Below are 16,703 nucleotides of genomic sequence, written 5' to 3'. Positions count from 1 at the left end.
CAAGGATACATCGATTGGCCTAACGGTTGTCATAGCGGCTATTCCCATTAATACGCAGCATTAAAGCGCGTAACGGTTGCGAGAGCGGGTATTGTGGCAAAAACGGGCTGTTGTGGCTCGATTAGGACTAAAAAGCTCGCCTGCAACCGTTACAGCTTGCAAAGGTGCATATCGGAGTCAATAAGCTCATCTGCAACCGTAAGCGTAACAATACGAGGATAACGATCAGGCAGCCGTTCAAGGTGAGGGGCAGCGGTTATAGCGATAATTTGGCGATGCGATGCGACTGTCGAGGCTTTCCGCTGGTATGCCTTTTTTACATGGATGTACAATTGTCCCTTCGCAAGCTTGGATTATCAAAGATAAACGTAAAGTAGCCGTGTGGGAACTTTCTCTGGATTCCAGTACGATTACAGCATAGTAACTAGAGAGGTTGTTCAAAAACTCCGCTTTTGATCACGAAGCATCACAAGAAGCGTATTCGGCATCAGGTGCTGAAACCGAACTTTTTGAACACGTTTTTTGAGCACGCACTACTAGAAAGATTGTTACGGAGGTTGTTGCATGAAAGATATTCGCAGGCATTGGGTGCTCTACACGATGTTTTTGCCAGTCGCCATCTACTTTATTGTATTCGCTTACATCCCGATGGCGGGCATTGTCATGGCGTTCGAATCCTACACTCGCACAGGCGGCATGTTCTTCAGCAAATGGGTCGGGTTCGATAATTTCCATTATTTCTTTGCGTCGGGAAAAGCGTGGCTCGTCACTCGCAACACGATCGTTTACAACGTCATTTTTCTCGGCTGCTATACGGTGTTCTCCATTATTGCGGCAGTGTTCATGTCAGAGATTCGCAGCAAGTTTTTTAAGAAAATGACGCAGACGCTCATGTTCCTGCCTTACTTCATCTCATGGGTTACCGTCTCTGCATTCGTCTACAACTTCTTCAACTACGAGTACGGCATCGTGAACAAAATTCTGCATTACTTCGGCATGGAAGGCATCGATATTTACTCCAACACGAGCTACTGGTATTTCCTGCTTCCGTTCCTGTATGTGTGGAAATGGGTCGGCTACGGCAGCATCCTCTACTTGGCTGCAATCGTAGGAATCGACCAGGAAATTTATGAGGCAGCTACGATCGACGGAGCGAGCAGGTTCCAACGGATCATGCGCATCACGCTGCCGCTGCTGAAGCCAACGATGATTATTCTCATCCTGCTGGGGCTTGGCCGCATTATGCGGGGCGAGTTCGATATGTTCTACCAGCTTATCGGCAACAACGGGCTGCTCATGGATGCCACCGACATCATCGATACGTTAGCGTTCCGATCCTTGATGGGCTCTGCCGACTTCGGTATGGCGTCGTCGGTCGGCGTGTACCAATCGGTGCTGACGCTGATCATCATCCTTACGGCCAACTGGCTTGTTCGCAAATACGACAGGGACCATGCGCTCTTCTAGAACAAGTCGCCGTCTCCATCCCTTACAGAAAGCTGGTGTAACCATGAGCAGTTCGACTGCTTCAAACCGTAAGCTCAACTCCGCTCCCGTATTCACGGCGATTGCTTATACCGTCGTCTCGATCATCGCACTTGTATGTCTAATTCCATTCGTGGTGCTGCTGGCAGGCGCATTCTCCTCCGAGAGCTCGGTCATCAGTGATGGCTATTGGTTCTGGCCGCGCGATTTCTCGCTGGATGCGTTCAAGTTCATTTTCCGCTACCCAGGGGATGTGCTCTCCGCTTACAAGGTATCCATTCTAATCGCTGTAATCGGAACGGCATTGTCGCTCTTCTGCTCGACGATGGCTGCTTATGTGCTAGGGCGCAAAGAGCTCAAGCACCGCAATAAGCTCGCGTTCTTCCTGTTCTTCACGACGCTGTTCAGCGGTGGTCTGGCACCTTACTACATTTGGTTAAGCCGCAATCTGCACCTGAGCAATACGTACGCTGTGCTCATCTTGGTTCCGATGTTCAACGTTATGTACATTCTCATTCTGCGCAGCTTTATATCGTCCTCCGTTCCGGAACCGCTGATCGAATCAGCGAGAATCGACGGAGCGGGAGATCTTCGGATTTTCCTGCAAATGATTCTTCCACTCAGCAAGCCAGCACTCGCTTCGATCGGGGTGTTTACCGCACTGGCTTATTGGAATGATTGGTGGACCGCCATGATGTTCACGACCAAGGACCCGCTCATTCCACTGCAATATTTGCTGTACAAAATGCTCTCTTCGGTTAATCTGTCGTCCGCAATGTCGCAGCATGTGACGAACCTGGACGCGCCGAAGGAGACGTTCAAGCTCGCGATGACGGTTATTGCGACAGGTCCGATTTTGCTCGTGTTCCCGTTCGTTCAAAAGTATTTTGTCAGCGGCGTTACGATTGGCGCCGTGAAAGGTTGATATAAGTTCCGCAATCATTCGGGATTTATATAGATTTGCTTGCTAGGCTTGGCCACTACGAAAGGGAGGGATTCAAGTGCAAAGAAACAGAAAAAGAATGTGGTTGATGCTGGCGTTGTCCGTCATGCTGACGTTCACGCTCGCCGCTTGTGGCAGCAGTAAAGACAAAGAAACGGAATCTTCCGGCAGTACGACAGATACGACTAAGGCAACAGATACAGATTCGAAGACGGACGCTGCCAAGACAGATAAGGATTCGTCGACTGCTGCTGCGACGGATACGGGCATTGATCACTCCAAAGAAGTGAAGCTCGTCGGCTACCTGCTCGGCGAAGCGCCCAAGGGCATGCCAGAAGTGATGGCTGCGCTGAACGAGAAGCTGAAAAAGGACATTAACGCAACGCTTGAGATCAACTACATCGGTTGGGGCGACATCGCTTCCAAGTATCCGCTTATTCTCGCAGCGGGTGAAGATGTAGACTTCGTCTTCACAGCAGACTGGAACTTCTACGTACAAGAAGCAAACAAAGGCTCTTTCAAAGAGATTACGACGGATCTGCTCCAGAAGTACATGCCGAAGTATTATGAGAAGCAGGACGCATCCGCTTACAAGGCTGCCCAAGTGCAAGGCAAGCAGTACATGATTCCGACGACGACGCCAGACCGCAAGGTTAACGTGATCGTGCTTCGCAAGGATATTATGGACAAGGCTGGTCTGACGAATCCGACGAAGATTTCGGAGCTGGAGCCGTATTTTGCAGAGATCAAAAAAGACTATCCGAACATGACGCCGCTGAACTTGGATTCCCAATATGACCTGCCAGCGCCATTCGGTGCGTTGGTATCGGAGAAATTCGCTTATGCAGGCGCTCCTGGCGACTCTGGCGATCCGTCCGGCGTCGGCAACTACATGGACCTTGAGGATCCATCGGGCAAAGTGCTCAGCATTACCGATGAGCCAGTGCAAGGCGCGTTCAAATACGCTGCAGGCATCATGAAGCAGTGGTTCGATGCAGGCTATGTGAACAAAAACCCGTATTCGAACAAAGTACGCTCCAAAGACAACTTCTGCGAGAGCAAAGCAGGCGTTGCGTTCGGTAACTCGATCGACATTCAAGCTACGCTCGCATCTTGTAAGGAGAAAGGCATCGACACGTACATCATGCCGGTTCTCTCGCCGTCGGGTCACGCACCGGCTAACAGCTGGCTGAACAACGGTGTTGCGATTGCTGCCGGTTCGAAGAACCCGGAGCGCGCACTGGAAGCGTTGGATCTGCTCATGCAGGACGAATCGTATGTGATGACAGACTACTACGGTATCGAAGGCAAGAACTATGTTCTGACTTCCGATGGCAAGCTTGGTCTGCCGGACGGCGTTGCAGCAGCTGATAACACGTATCCACCGGACGCTGCAGGCTTCTGGTTCGTGAACAAAGACTTCCTGAAACCAAGCGTAAGCTGGACGGATTCGTATATCGATCTGAATAATAAGGTCAAGGATTACCTGATCCAAATTCCGTATCTCGGATTCTCGTTCAACTCGGATAAGGTGAAGACAGAGATTGCGAATTTGAAAAACGTCTCGACGCAGTACTTCCTGCCTTTCGCGATTGGTTCTGTGAAAGACGTAAATGCATCGTTCGATACGCTCGTGTCCAAAATGCAAGCGGCTGGCGTGGACAAAGTGAAGACGGAGCTTGAGACGCAAGCTTCCGCATTCCTTGCTGCTAAAGGCTAAATCGCAATGACAGCCGCCTCTCGCTGATAATGGCTTAGAGGCGGCTATTAGGTTGAGAATCGTTCGCTATTATTATAGTTGACGAGTATTTAGCAGGTATGATAAATTAATGGCAAATCTTTCATAGGATGAACGTGACGGAAGCACCGTCAGATAACGCCTTAGTAGGCGTCGTCTGACGGTGCTTTTTTTTGCGTTGCGAAAGGAAGGAGCAGCAATGAACGAGCAACCGATTCAACTCGTATTCGCTTCGATAGACGCTGACTATGTGCATCGAGTGGTGCAGTTTGTCAGAGATTCGCCGCTCGCGGCGAGATGGCAGCTGACCGCCTTCACCAATAGTGCTGCGCTTCGCCATTATTTGCGCAGCAGCTTTCCTGCAGACATGGTTGCATTGGACGGCACGATGCGGGCAGAGCTGGCGGCTGCCGGAGAATGGCCAGCCATTCCTACGGCTGCACTGTGCGATGGGCCGGGCGAGGCGGTGCCGCCAGAGGTGAAAGCCGTGAAGCGGCTTCAACCGCTGCCGCAGCTTTTTCATGCGTTATATGCAATCTATTCGGAGCAATCAATGCCAAGGCGGCGCGTTGAGCCAAGCGAGGGGGCGAATGTCGCAGCTATATGCTCCGCGGCAGGCGGGGCTGGGAAGACTACGTTGGCCATTCATCTGGCGCATCAGGCGGCGATTAGCGGCTGTCGCACCTTTTACTTGAATTTGGAGACATGGAACGGAACGGACGTATGGCTCGGTGGACAAGGGGAGCCCGATGGGGGAATGGACGGATTTGCACAGCTGCTGTACACGCTGCAGAGCGATCTCGAGCAAGCGGTTTCGCGGCTTCCCAGCTTCAGCCGGACGGATGTGGTGCTGCGGTTCGATTATTTTGAACCGTGCCGCAATCCAGAGGATCGAATATCGCTGAGTACGACTGATGCGCGGCAGATCATTGATACAATCGCACGCAGTGGATTATACGAGTTGATCGTGGTAGACCTGGACGGCGTAGCAGATGAGCTGCATATGGCAGTGTTCGAGCGATGCAGTCAGCTTATCTATGTGGAGGAAGGTTCGCCATCCTCTGAACGCAAGACGGATCGTTTCATGGCTTACGCTAGGAACAAATGGGGAGAGCCTTTCCGCATAGCGGAGCAGCGGATGCTCATGGTACGGCGAGCTGGGAGACCGGTTGAAGGAGTGCAGCAGTCCAGTGCACAGGCAATTTCATCAAAAGGCCGCGGCGTACATGCTCATGCTGCTGCAATCGAACTCCCGTTCATTGAGACGTGGCGGCTGCGAGAAGGAGGACGATTATTGCCGTCCTCACGGCTTCGTGGTGCGGCAGAACGAGTGCTTGGAGCAGTCGGCATCGGCGTGAAGGAGCATGCGCTGTGATGACAGAGCAGCTAGTGCTGGCGCTGAAGGAATCGGTGAGACAACGAATCGATATGAACGGTTCCGTCTCGGACGAACGGCTGCGGCAAGCATCGGAGCAAGCCGTATTCGAGTGGTGCATGGGCCGGCAGGTTACGGCGTCGGACAGAGCGTCGCTTGTCCGGCGGGTGTTTCACTCGTTCCGGGGACTCGACGTGCTGCAGCCGCTCATCGATGATCCAGAAGTGACGGAGATTATGATTAACGGTCATCAGCAAATTTTCGTCGAGCGGAAGGGACAACTGACACGCTGGCCGACATCGTTCGAGAGTGAGGAACGGCTCCACGATATGATTCAAGCGATTGTTGCTGGGGTGAACCGTACCGTGAATGAGTCTAATCCGATTGTAGATGCTCGGTTGAAGGACGGCTCTCGCGTGCATGTTGTGCTCCCGCCAGTAGCGCTAGGTGGACCATCGCTGACGATTCGGAAATTTCCGGACAAACCGCTCGACATTGAATCACTCATTCAGCTCGGAGCATTGCCCGCTGAGGCGGCGGCGTTACTGAAGCAGCTCGTCGCTGCTAAATACAACGTGTTCGTCAGCGGTGGTACAGGCTCGGGCAAGACGACGCTGCTCAATGCGCTCTCTCGATTCATTCCGTCGGATGAACGTGTCATTACGATTGAGGACTCGGCCGAGCTGCAGATCCGAACCATCCCGAATCTCGTTTCCCTTGAAACTCGCAATGCGAATACAGAAGGCAAGGGTGAAATCTCCATCCGCGAGCTTATTCGAGCGTCGCTGCGGATGCGGCCAAATCGAATTATTGTCGGCGAGGTACGTGGGGCCGAGGCGCTCGATATGCTGCAGGGCATATCTATAAAATAGGTAATCAATAAATGGAAACCTCAGCTAGTTTCCATTTCCGAAAATGTTTCGATTGAGTACAGTAGTTCGTCTTCTGTTGGCCTTCTACTAGCGTTCTCAGCCATCTCTTCAATAATGTCAGCCGTAAGATTGTAGTCTGCTGAGTTGGTAGTAATGATCTCACGAGCTTTTTTAGCGCTTTCTTTTAGAATCTCTCGTTCAGTCGTGCCCATGAAATTCCAATGGATTCTTAACGTATGCTTCTCGTATGGCATTCCACTAAAAGGGTCTTCTATCTCTTCTTCATGTGTTTCAGCAACAATACTATGGATGATCTTTCGTAGATTAACATTAGTTAAGTTATCAACATCGAGTTCATCAAGGAAAGTGGTGAACTGCTTGAATCTTAATTGTAGTTTTTCAATTTCATTGTCGATGTAGATAAGTTGGTTAAGTTTCGATTCTGCTTCGTAGAGTTGGGCGCTTAGTTCCTTATTTAGTTCATCGAAATCCTCTTGGGTGATGCTTTCTAATGCTACTTGTTTAAGAATGCCTTTTTTTATCGCTTTAGTTTCATCAATCTCATTTTGAAGTTGTTGCTTCCTATCCACAATATCTTTAGCATTGTACCTAGTTTTTAAGATAGTTTGAAGGTAGTACTTTCGTTTGTTAGGGGTATTACGGTACTTTACAATTTCTTTCTTAACGAACTTAATCAACATTTCCTCATGTTGAAGGTTTCTGTAGCCGCACTTATGTTTTCCAAATTGGTCATTGTTCCTGCAAAACCAGTATAGGAACGTGTTCTTGTGGTTCTTCTGAACTTTTCGTCTTAGGCTTCCACCGCAGTTCCCACACTTCAATAGATTCGAGAAGAGATGCTTGCTGGAATGTCTGCTCAAACCACGTTCAATACTGCGCTGCTTCTTAGTTACTTCGTTTCCATCATCATCTTCAATAGTGATGTTCTTGTATTTGAAGTCTCCAAACTGTTCGAAACGTTTTGCCTTTTCATCCTGCACAAGTCGGAACGTTTCATCGTCAATCATTCTTAGAGATTCATCTTGAGTTACGATTTGTTCTTCTAAAGGTATTTTCTTAAAGCGATTACGGTTGATGTCTGTTTTTTGTGTTCGATGTAAACGTATCTCGCCAGTGTAGACCGCATTCTTTAGCATCTTGGAAATTAAACTTTGATCCCAAATTGTCTTACCGCTTTTTGTAGGTACACCACTAGCGTTAAGTGTCTTGGCAATGTTCCGTTGACCCATGCTCTCGTTTAGGAATAGGTGGAATACTTCCAAAACGATCTTCTCTTCTGCTTCGTTCTTGACTAGTTTGCCTTCTTTGAGATTGTAACCATAAGGCTCTCGACCACCCCAAATGCCTTGTTTATATTTCACCATTTTTCCCCACTGTACACTTTTGCTTTTCGAAGTGGATTCTTCTTCGGCTAAAGAAGCAAAAAGTTGAATGCGGAAATCATCGTTTCTGCTAAGTGTGTTAGCTTTGATATTGTCAAAATAAACGCCTACATTAACTTCTTTGAGATCGCTAATGTATTTAAGGGTTTCCTGAGCGTTTCGTCCAAATCTCTTGATATCTTTCACGAAGATCATATCAAATTTTCTAGCTTTAGCATCTTGAATCATTTGTTGGAATGCTCTTCTGTATTTAAACGACTTTGCACCTGAAAAACCTTCATCAACATAATAGCCATCAGTTGCTTCGGCACTTCCGTCTCTCTTACAAAATATTCCACCGACTGCTTTTTGATGTTTATGTTCTTTGATATAGTCTTGAAAAAACTTTACTTGGGAATCAATTGAACTTCTTTGTTCTTCTGTATCAGAGCTTACTCTAGCGTAAAATGTTGCTCTCAAACGCAAGACCACCTTTAAGAAATGTTAGTTGCCTAATCAGAGATCAGAAGCACTTAAAATGAAGTAATGTGTATAATTCAATCTAGGACGGGATTTGTTAATTATAAAACAAAATTAAACAAAAGTCTTTACAATTATCTCGAATTAACATAAATTAAATTTATAAAGATGAAAAATCAAAAGGAGAGTGTTCATTCACAATGATTGGATTGGAGTTTATTTGTAAGGTACATAAAAAAGACCAGAAGGAAATAGCGGAAAAGTTAAAAATCGCAGCGCCTAATATAAGTAGTTGGCTAAAGGGAACAAGGGATATACCTTCAAAGTACCTGCCAATACTATCTAAAATATTCAGAGGGATTTCTTCAGAGTATTTCCAGAAAGAACTCACATATGTGGATGAATTGAAAATTCGAATTCACCGAATTGAAACAATGGAATTCGAAGATCGTCATGAGCCGTTTATTGTTCCTAATGGAGTAGATTACGATGACCTACTCATAGACGAATATGTTGATGACTACGAGAATGAACTTGCTTATCTCTACAAAGAGTTGAATAAAACCTTACAAGTTGATTCATATCAGAACCGTATCAGTTCTTTGATTGAACTATTGAAAGGATTAGACAAAGAAAATCAACAAACGGAGTTCCAAGATAGAAGTGCAGAAGAGCATATTTTAACTAAGTTGAATTCATATCTTGACTTTCTCCAGAAATTTAATGTCAAAGGTATTAATACTCTGGATAGCATTGTGACTTATTTTAATCTCTACGATGGTGTTGATCGTAAGAAGTGGTATACCCAGGAGATGTTCCCAAATGAAAAACAATTATCATTTTATAGTGATTTTAAGGACTTACTAATAAAGCATGGGGTAATGTAACCAACTAATATTTGAATGGAGCGTACACAATGACCTCGAAGGAAATGAAAAGAGAATATTCAAAACTTACAAAGACAGAAAAAGTTCTAGCAAAACGAATTAAGAACTACAATCATGCGATAAAGTATGTACTTCGTGATACTGGGATACTTGGCCCTCAACTCGATGAGAATGCTGAGAGCACGTTACTAAGACTGGTAGTGGAGAAAAGTAAGTTAGAACAGAAGGTGGTTTCAATTCAGTTTAGAAAACGTTTGATCCATGAAAAGATGAATGATGTACTCAATGAATGGCTCAAGCATTCTACGCTGGAAGAAATTATTGAACCTAGTAATGAGAGATTACGTGAATTTAAACTTGATGAGGATACTATTGTTAAATATCAACTTCCAACGAGTTTTCAAGAAGAGGAAGATAAGATTATGATTCACAAAGATGTCGTTTGACGGGTTAATATGGTAATTAAAAATACGGAAAACAACTCATAAATAATATTGTTTGACAAAGTATTACAAATATGATATAATAATAGTATGGTCATAAAGAGGGGCGCTAGACTTGGTGCGCTCTTTTTTGTGTTTATTCATATTAGAGAGAGGGTTCTTTCATAGAATCCTCTCTTCTTTGCGTTACTCAAATTTAGAAGTGGGGTTAGAAGAAATGCTAGATAGAGATGAATTTAGATTACTGAGAATCAAGAAACGGATTCGGTTAAAGGAACTTGCAGCTTTGTTGAATTGTCACAAGTCACACATTAGCAACTACGAGAACAACAGAAATGGTATGAGTGAAGAAAAGGTGTCGATGTATCGAAGTTATATCAATGAGAAGGTGTGTGCTGCGAAATGAGCCTATGTATTGCCGTCAACAATCCCAGTAATTTTGTCATCATTGCTGGAGATGGACGAACGATAAAGGGAAGTCAAGTAGTAAGTAACAATCATCAAAAACTGACCAGGCTAACCGAACACATCTCTATATTCATATCAGGAGTACAAAGCTATTGTGAGGTTCTTCGTTTCAGAATTGCTTGTAAAGTGAATGAACAAACAACCATTGATGAAGTAGCGAAAATTGTACAAAGCGAAAGCAAGGTTATACATGATGAGTTCATTGGTATTTGTCCGATGTTCTACGAATTAAATCCAAAAGGAGCAGCTCTTGCTACCGTTGTAGCATTCTTTGACACCAAGAAGAAAGAGAGTGGCTTTATTGAGTATTGTCATAGCGATGGATTCTTACCTCATTTCACGAAAATCTCTAAGATGACGGCAAGAGGGCTACGACAAGAAGATGTAATAGATTACCTGCCTAAGCATTTTAACCCGTCAGAATCGATACAGAGCATTCTGGGAGCCTTCAACCATATAGAGTCGCTTGACGGTCGAGTTGGTGGGACGATAGCAGTTCATGTGATAAGTGAAGATGGAATTGATGAGTATGTACAGGAGATGAAGACATGAATGTAAAAATGGGTGCTAATGCTTCATTAAGCTGGTCACAAGTGACAAACCAGCCCACCGCAGCTACATTAGGAGGATTGATGGCTAACTCAACTAGGCTAACACACATCGATGCTAATGGAGTTTATACGGGGACAATTACAGCTGATCAAATTATAGCTGGAAAGATTGATGCCAGTTTTATCAATACAACCAACCTCTCTGCTGAGCAGATCTACCAGCAAGGTTTTCCTAGTAATTTTGTCAGGGTGGGTGGTCAGCTTGGTGATCTACAGCTTCACTATAAAGGCCAAAACTACTTTACGATATATAACGGTATTGACTATGCCTCATTAATACATCTAGGAAGTGAGCATCTACGGTTTTCAGGGGCGACAAATATTGCAGTTCCACTTGGTACATGGGATTTTAGTGAAGCTAATATGATAGGCTTAACAGCTACGTTTGGATAAGAGAGGAAGAGAATTCATGACAAACAATAATCAGGAGTATTTCTATTGCTATTCTACGAACCTATTTAGGTTCTTGAAAATGGTGAAGAAGATAAATTACATTTGCACAGCATTACACGAAAGGTCGTTTCAGCAGTTTTGGCTTTTTAGAAGTGATGAACCATTGAAGGACGCATTGCGAGAATATAGAAACAACGGATTGAAGTAAGAGCGTTACACGTTAACGCTCTTTTGTTTTTTTTTCTAAGTTGATAAAAAATAGAAGGGGATTGAGAATTATGAAGATGATTGAATTGGAAAAGTTGCTTAGTGTATCTTATCAAGGTGAGAAATCACTAGCGAAGATATACATGCCTAATGAGATTTTTAGTGATCTTATTTATTGTGATGAGTTAACTCAGGGGAAGAAATCAAGCGATAAATTATCAGTTGCGTATTCCTATACTTATCTTTGTCACTGGTTGTATTGGACGTGTAAATGGAATGCGGATTACAAGATTACTCAAGATGACCTTAAACAAATATTGGGGTATTCAAGAGACAACAAGACATTGTTGCCGATCATAAAAGAGAATGGTGTAATTGATCAATTGGGGTACACATTGAAGACGACAGATTATCCAGTTGAATACACGTATGAGGATGGCTACTTAGACTTCATAACGATTGGGGATCTAAAGAAAAGTGGGTATGTAGATAAGAGCCACAATGATCGTAATTTTTGTATCAAGTATCCCTTAAAAGCTTTCCACAGAACCACGGAGTCACTAAATGTTGGGGATCTTGATGGAACTTTTTATGAGGTTGGCAATACCCACCATGTTCCGTTTGAGGTATTCCTGTATTGCATGTCGAAGGATGATCTAGGTACAATTGGTTTTTACCTTTATTCATTTCTTTCGCATAAATGTGACCTTTATGGAAAGGCACAATACTCAAGAGGAAGATTTGTAGGAGAGTCAGGTGTCAAGGAAACGTCTCTTAATATCTACCTCAAGGCACTAGAGAAGTACAATATGATTGATGTAGATGGTCAAGATTTTGTATTTGACTTACCAGAGCATCTTAGAGAAGCTAATGTTTACTCTGTAAATCACTACAATCAATTCGGGGCTAGATGGTATACACGTAAGCCGCGGGCAATCTTGAGTTTAGAAACGTACAACGAAAAAAACGGTGATAAAAAGGCAATAAAGGCAATAAAGGTTGACGAACTAGAGGCGCTACCCTTTTAAAGAAAACTCGAAGAATTAAACAGGTATGAATTACGGGGTTAATAAAATACATATATAGACCACTGATTAATTCATGAACAGAGCAACAGTATATCAACCAGTATTTAATTAACCCCGAATATCATACCTGTTTATTTTAACAAGTTTTGTTCTTCATTGTAACATAGGTCTTTAAAACCCTTTTTTTTGTAAGATGTCGCTTCGCTCCTGTCGTGCCGTTAGCGGCACTCCTACATAAACAGCAAGTGTTTAATGAGTTGCCATGCGTTTCGATGTTACTAATTTGCTTGTGTAAACACATTCAAGCGATCTTCGAGTTGTTGCGTCCATTTGGACAAGAGATATTCTTTATAATGAATCACAAACTCCTGGATGCATTCCCATTGCTCTTTCCAATTAAGAAATTTGAAAAGACTAATCGATAATAACCATTTAAGCTTCTGAAGTTTATCACCACTCAATTGACCATCAACTAATGCTGTATAAAGTCTATCTTTAACGAATTTGTGTAACTCCAGCTTACGGATGTCTTCTATATTGGGGAAGCTGCGTTTTCGTTCAAAAGCCAATCGTACTATTTCTTCAGGAATATCAGGATGAATGAGGTAATGCATAATATCGCTTTCTGTACATCCGAGTCTTTTTGCTATGTCCTTTTCGCTGATTCCATTTGATACTAGTTCATTTATTTGTTTATGCCTATCAATCCAAGTATTTCGTTCATGGTGAAACATGCGAGACAATAGTACTAGCCTTTGTTCTATAACGTCTGAAAGTGGTTGAACTCGAACAGGCACAATATCGACTGAACATTCCTTATACGCTTCAAACTCAGGGTAGCCAGCAACCAACCAGTAAATATCTTGTGTCATATCCTTCTGAATAACTAGAGGGAGTTCAAGTAACCTTCCCTGACGAATCAGTTTGCACTTTGTGAGTAATCCCTTCTTTGTAGTGGTTTCTGTATAAAGGGGTTCGATTAAGTTTAAACGAATGTCTTGGCACTTATAGTTTAAGTCAGGCATAGACAATCCCCTTTATGGTCTGGTTATTCAAATATATGAAGTGGTAAAATTGTCCTATAACTTTGTATAGCCATTTTAGAAGGAGTGACAGGGAAGGGAAATGCTGAAAAATTGAACAGCCATCCGCTATGAACGAATGGCTGTTTCATTTCATTCTGATATTTTATTTTTATCCCTATATCACCTCCACACCGATGGAAAAGGTAGAAGTGTACTTTCTTTGGTTTCCTAATCTGTCTTCATTGTTCTTTGATAATTTATATTTAAAGGTGTTCTCTTCCTCTTTCGATATTTTAGAAAAAAAGAGGAAGAGAATAGACTCGATTTTCGCTGAGCAACTACTACTACTTTTTCTTCTTACAACTGGTGATGGAATAGTTACGATTAGGCATGAAGATGTTTATCTGAATACTACAATGCACAACAGAAGCTTTTAAAACAATGAGTGAAATGCCCACGAATATTCCCATCGCTTATCGATTCTCCTTTCTCATTAAGATTCTCCCTACATAAAAATCATATGAGAGAAGATCTGACAATATTCATGAACATTGCAAATTACATGATGGTATATCGTTTGATAAACATAAAATATAGGTTTATCATTCTTAAATCAAAGGGCCTTACACAAAAATATCCACTAAAACCCTTGAGATTAGATGTGAAATATTGAAAAAGTTCAAATGGAGTACAAAGGGATACTGGCGAAATTCCCTAGTCCTTTGTGCTTGCCTAAGATATCAGTAAGGGGAGGGACTGTCTTCTGCGGAGTAAGCTTATTTTCGGTGCTTGCAACCAGACTAAAACAAAATATCTAGTTTGTGCAGCAAACAGCATCAAGGGGATGGGCATTTGGATCTGGAGAGGAAAGGGAAGGGACTTTTCGGATGGAGGATATTTCTGTTATTGCAAATTTGATGAGGAGATGCCAAGTGTCCAATTCTCCTGGTAGGTTTGTAATATCATTCGGAAGGGGAAGTGTCGTTAGCTGTCGAAATGAGATGATTATTGATAATTTTTCACTGGTGGGAGATGGGAGAATGTCGGATGATAGTGCGGATAATAAGAACATCCTTAAAGGTATAATATTTAATGTTACAATGCTGATCTTGATCTTCACGGTATTTTATTATCTTGTGGCATATCGTTTTGAAGCAGGTATGAAGGCATTCTATCATATCCCTGATAAGTTAATAGAAATAAACACTCTTACGCTTATCAGACCTAGTGTACCCTTTACTGTTGTGATGCTGATCGTTGTAGCAGCGCTTTTTGTATATTTAGTGCTTATTTTATTTATTCTTTTTTTAGGTGATAAGTTCATATTCAGCAGATGGACATCCAATCGACTCATTGGAATTAAAGATTTAACTTATGGCATGAAGTTCATTGTTGCAATTGTAGTTGTAGCGGTCATACTATCTTCCTACTCGCAGGCTTACACTTTAGGTATGAATAATGCTTCAAATGAGACAGCTTTTTGGACAGCCGAAATTGATAATTCTTTATATGCTGTCGTGGATACTTACAACAACAATTTCATTGTAGTACCTATAAATATTGAGGAGTTCACGTTTAAGTCTGAGTATAGATTTATCAATCCTGAAGATGAAAACGTACAATTTAAGAGGATAGTTCTAAATGAAGCACTTCATGAAGAGTAGATAAACTTACTGAGTCAAAGTCTTCAGGGTTCTTTTATTACTTATCTGACAAGGGGGAAATGATTAATCAATCCCCCTTTCTTCCCTTTTATACCAGTCGTTCGAGCGGCTCTTTCAAGCTTACTAAAACCCTTCGAAATGTGAGAGAATGCTCGACCAGATTAGCGAACACTACATGAATGGGTAACGAAACGATTTTGAAAGCAGCTATCCATCCTCAAATCTTCACATAACCTATACCAGAAATACTATATCCTTCGGAAGAGCACTCTCCGACAACTCTCCAAATAAAAATTCCATCACTACATAGAACACACTTATCCTTTGGTATTTCATTGCTAACGCAAGCCCACCAGTTTAGTTCTTCTCCGCTTGCCAACCGATAACCATCCAGGGTTGGCTCAGTTTGCTCAAACGTGAGAGTTAGGCTTCTTGCACGAATCACGACATTGTTATGTTTCAGAATGCGGTCTAGACCTTCGTGAGCGTAAGCGGAAATCATTTGTTCGTGGTCGTAGCTTAAGTTGCGTTTCAAGTCTCGGGAAGCGAAGTTCATTGAGATCACTCCTAATTTATGTGAATGTTGAAATGTATCCTTAGAGAAGTTATACTCTAGGCTGGCTGCTACAATATACCGATATCGATATATTGTCAAGCTAATATAATCAAAAAATTAGGGAGATCAATTCTGATGAGACTTCGTATCAAACTTAAGGAAATCCTTGTTGATAGAGGCATGACTCAAATGGAGTTGTCGGCGCTCGCAAACGTAACGCAATCTAAAATATCGAATCTTTGCAACAATAACATGAAGGAATTGAACATCGGGATACTTGAGAGGATTGCATCAGCTTTGAAGATTGAGGACATTTCTGAGCTTATACAATTTGAGAAGTGATGTGGTAGTCTGGATAAATAAAAAACCATCCGCGATAAAGTGGATGGTTTTTTATTGTGAGAATACATATTTTGGTTTTGAACCGAGTACACTCCTCCCTTGAAGAAGAAGTGCACTCGGATAAATGGCTATTACGCGTTATTTAATTAAGGTTTCTTTGAGCTTGATCGTCTTTTCTGTCTAATCTTTAGAACAATCAAAAATGGTGAAGTTTTAACTTTTAATTCTATCGTTCGTGAAATCAAAAATACTACAAGTGCAATTAGTGAATATAAAGAAATATGCACTTCAATTGAGAAATCTGTCAGAAAGATCGACCTCCCCTCCTTATAGTGGGAGTAACGACCCATTTATCCGAAATGATGCACCATACATAATAACACATGTGGATTGAATAGTCCAGCATATAGGAATAATAATATCGAGTTCAGATACATCAACAGTCCGTTATCTGTTAATTTTTGCGTTAGGAATAATGATATTTTACTCTGCAAAGACCAAATAAATAAGGCACATTCACGTTAGCTCCTTAACGGTAGCTAGTGTCATGTGCCTTAGATAAAATCTGAATGTTATGTATCATAGAGATATACAATTGAGTGTTTAGTTATTCCAACTGTTTGTTCTGATTCTCCTTAGTATCTCGCGTTTTATTTTTTCTTGATAGCTAGGGAAATCCCACTCAGGCAACTGCTTTTTATATGAACAATGTTCACATTCAAGCTTCAAAACGTTATATTCTCTTTCATTTAATACCAAGTAACCATCGCAGTTATTGCATATTGGCACTGGTGAATTAACATA

Annotated in this window: 15 protein-coding genes and 1 pseudogene; 13 read left to right on the top strand and 3 right to left on the bottom strand. The window is 42.6% G+C overall.

All coding sequences use genetic code 11. From position 1 onward, the window contains the following. Positions 1–564 precede the first annotated feature (564 nt). From DFQ01_RS14270 to DFQ01_RS14250, 5 genes and pseudogenes are all read left to right on the top strand, one after another. Positions 565–1,467, top strand: coding sequence for an ABC transporter permease (locus DFQ01_RS14270; RefSeq protein WP_110044558.1), 903 nt, complete (start codon positions 565–567; stop codon positions 1,465–1,467). A gap of 43 nt (positions 1,468–1,510) precedes the next feature. Beyond that, the gene (locus tag DFQ01_RS14265) at positions 1,511–2,410 is read left to right on the top strand and encodes a carbohydrate ABC transporter permease (RefSeq protein WP_110044557.1); all 900 of its coding nucleotides are present in this window, start codon (positions 1,511–1,513) and stop codon (positions 2,408–2,410) included. Positions 2,411–2,486: 76 nt separating this feature from the next. Next, the gene (locus tag DFQ01_RS14260; protein ID WP_110044556.1) at positions 2,487–4,148 is read left to right on the top strand and encodes a DUF3502 domain-containing protein; all 1,662 of its coding nucleotides are present in this window, start codon (positions 2,487–2,489) and stop codon (positions 4,146–4,148) included. Between the two features lie 217 nt (positions 4,149–4,365). Next, entirely contained in the window at positions 4,366–5,541 is a 1,176-nt protein-coding gene (locus DFQ01_RS14255) for a P-loop NTPase family protein (protein ID WP_110044555.1), read from the top strand. Continuing rightward, a pseudogene (locus DFQ01_RS14250) lies at positions 5,541–6,404 on the top strand (TadA family conjugal transfer-associated ATPase); the annotation flags it as partial. The gene DFQ01_RS14255 and the pseudogene DFQ01_RS14250, both read left to right, overlap by 1 nt. Positions 6,405–6,433: 29 nt before the next feature. Here the strand turns inward: DFQ01_RS14250 and DFQ01_RS14245 are convergent. Continuing rightward, on the bottom strand, positions 6,434–8,275 hold the full coding sequence (locus tag DFQ01_RS14245) for a recombinase family protein (RefSeq protein WP_174812814.1): 1,842 nt from the start codon (positions 8,273–8,275) through the stop codon (positions 6,434–6,436). Between the two features lie 200 nt (positions 8,276–8,475). On the opposite strand from DFQ01_RS14245, the gene DFQ01_RS14240 reads away from it, so the two are divergent. The 6 genes from DFQ01_RS14240 to DFQ01_RS14210 all read left to right on the top strand — a co-directional run bounded on the left by DFQ01_RS14240 (position 8,476) and on the right by DFQ01_RS14210 (position 12,312). Next, positions 8,476–9,162 carry a helix-turn-helix domain-containing protein gene (locus DFQ01_RS14240; RefSeq protein WP_110044552.1) on the top strand — a complete coding sequence of 229 codons (687 nt, stop codon included), beginning with the start codon at positions 8,476–8,478 and terminating at the stop codon, positions 9,160–9,162. A 29-nt stretch (positions 9,163–9,191) separates the two neighbouring features. After that, positions 9,192–9,608, top strand: a complete 417-nt coding sequence (locus DFQ01_RS14235; RefSeq protein WP_110044551.1) for a hypothetical protein — start codon at positions 9,192–9,194, stop codon at positions 9,606–9,608. A 214-nt stretch (positions 9,609–9,822) separates the two neighbouring features. After that, a complete protein-coding gene (locus DFQ01_RS31935) occupies positions 9,823–10,011 on the top strand; it encodes a helix-turn-helix domain-containing protein (RefSeq protein WP_110044614.1) in 189 nt (62 codons plus the stop codon). Next, on the top strand, positions 10,008–10,625 hold the full coding sequence (locus tag DFQ01_RS14225) for an Ntn hydrolase family protein (protein ID WP_110044550.1): 618 nt from the start codon (positions 10,008–10,010) through the stop codon (positions 10,623–10,625). The genes DFQ01_RS31935 and DFQ01_RS14225 overlap by 4 nt, the downstream gene beginning before the upstream one ends. Beyond that, positions 10,622–11,077 (top strand): hypothetical protein, encoded by a 456-nt coding sequence (locus DFQ01_RS14220; protein ID WP_110044549.1) that lies wholly within the window; start codon positions 10,622–10,624, stop codon positions 11,075–11,077. Before DFQ01_RS14225 ends, DFQ01_RS14220 begins: the two co-directional genes overlap by 4 nt. Before the next feature lie 278 nt (positions 11,078–11,355). Then, positions 11,356–12,312, top strand: coding sequence for a hypothetical protein (locus DFQ01_RS14210; RefSeq protein WP_110044547.1), 957 nt, complete (start codon positions 11,356–11,358; stop codon positions 12,310–12,312). A gap of 278 nt (positions 12,313–12,590) precedes the next feature. Here DFQ01_RS14210 and DFQ01_RS14205 read toward each other — a convergent pair whose 3' ends face one another. Further along, positions 12,591–13,337: a hypothetical protein gene (locus tag DFQ01_RS14205; protein ID WP_110044546.1), complete on the bottom strand. Its 747-nt coding sequence runs from the start codon at positions 13,335–13,337 to the stop codon at positions 12,591–12,593. Positions 13,338–14,158: 821 nt separating this feature from the next. Here DFQ01_RS14205 and DFQ01_RS14195 point away from each other — a divergent pair. Then, complete coding sequence (locus DFQ01_RS14195) at positions 14,159–15,001, top strand: hypothetical protein (protein ID WP_146216871.1); 843 nt, start codon at positions 14,159–14,161, stop codon at positions 14,999–15,001. A 217-nt stretch (positions 15,002–15,218) separates the two neighbouring features. On the opposite strand, the gene DFQ01_RS14190 is transcribed toward DFQ01_RS14195, so the two are convergent. Next, positions 15,219–15,557 (bottom strand): hypothetical protein, encoded by a 339-nt coding sequence (locus DFQ01_RS14190; RefSeq protein ID WP_110044543.1) that lies wholly within the window; start codon positions 15,555–15,557, stop codon positions 15,219–15,221. A gap of 135 nt (positions 15,558–15,692) precedes the next feature. Between DFQ01_RS14190 and DFQ01_RS14185 the strand changes: the two genes are divergently transcribed. Beyond that, positions 15,693–15,899 carry a helix-turn-helix domain-containing protein gene (locus tag DFQ01_RS14185; RefSeq protein ID WP_219993699.1) on the top strand — a complete coding sequence of 69 codons (207 nt, stop codon included), beginning with the start codon at positions 15,693–15,695 and terminating at the stop codon, positions 15,897–15,899. Positions 15,900–16,703 lie beyond the last annotated feature (804 nt).

This window comes from Paenibacillus cellulosilyticus (assembly GCF_003182255.1).
GTDB lineage: Bacteria > Bacillota > Bacilli > Paenibacillales > Paenibacillaceae > Paenibacillus_T > Paenibacillus_T cellulosilyticus.
The sequence above is the reverse complement of the archived record's forward strand: the minus strand, read 5'-3'. Positions and strand labels throughout refer to the sequence as shown.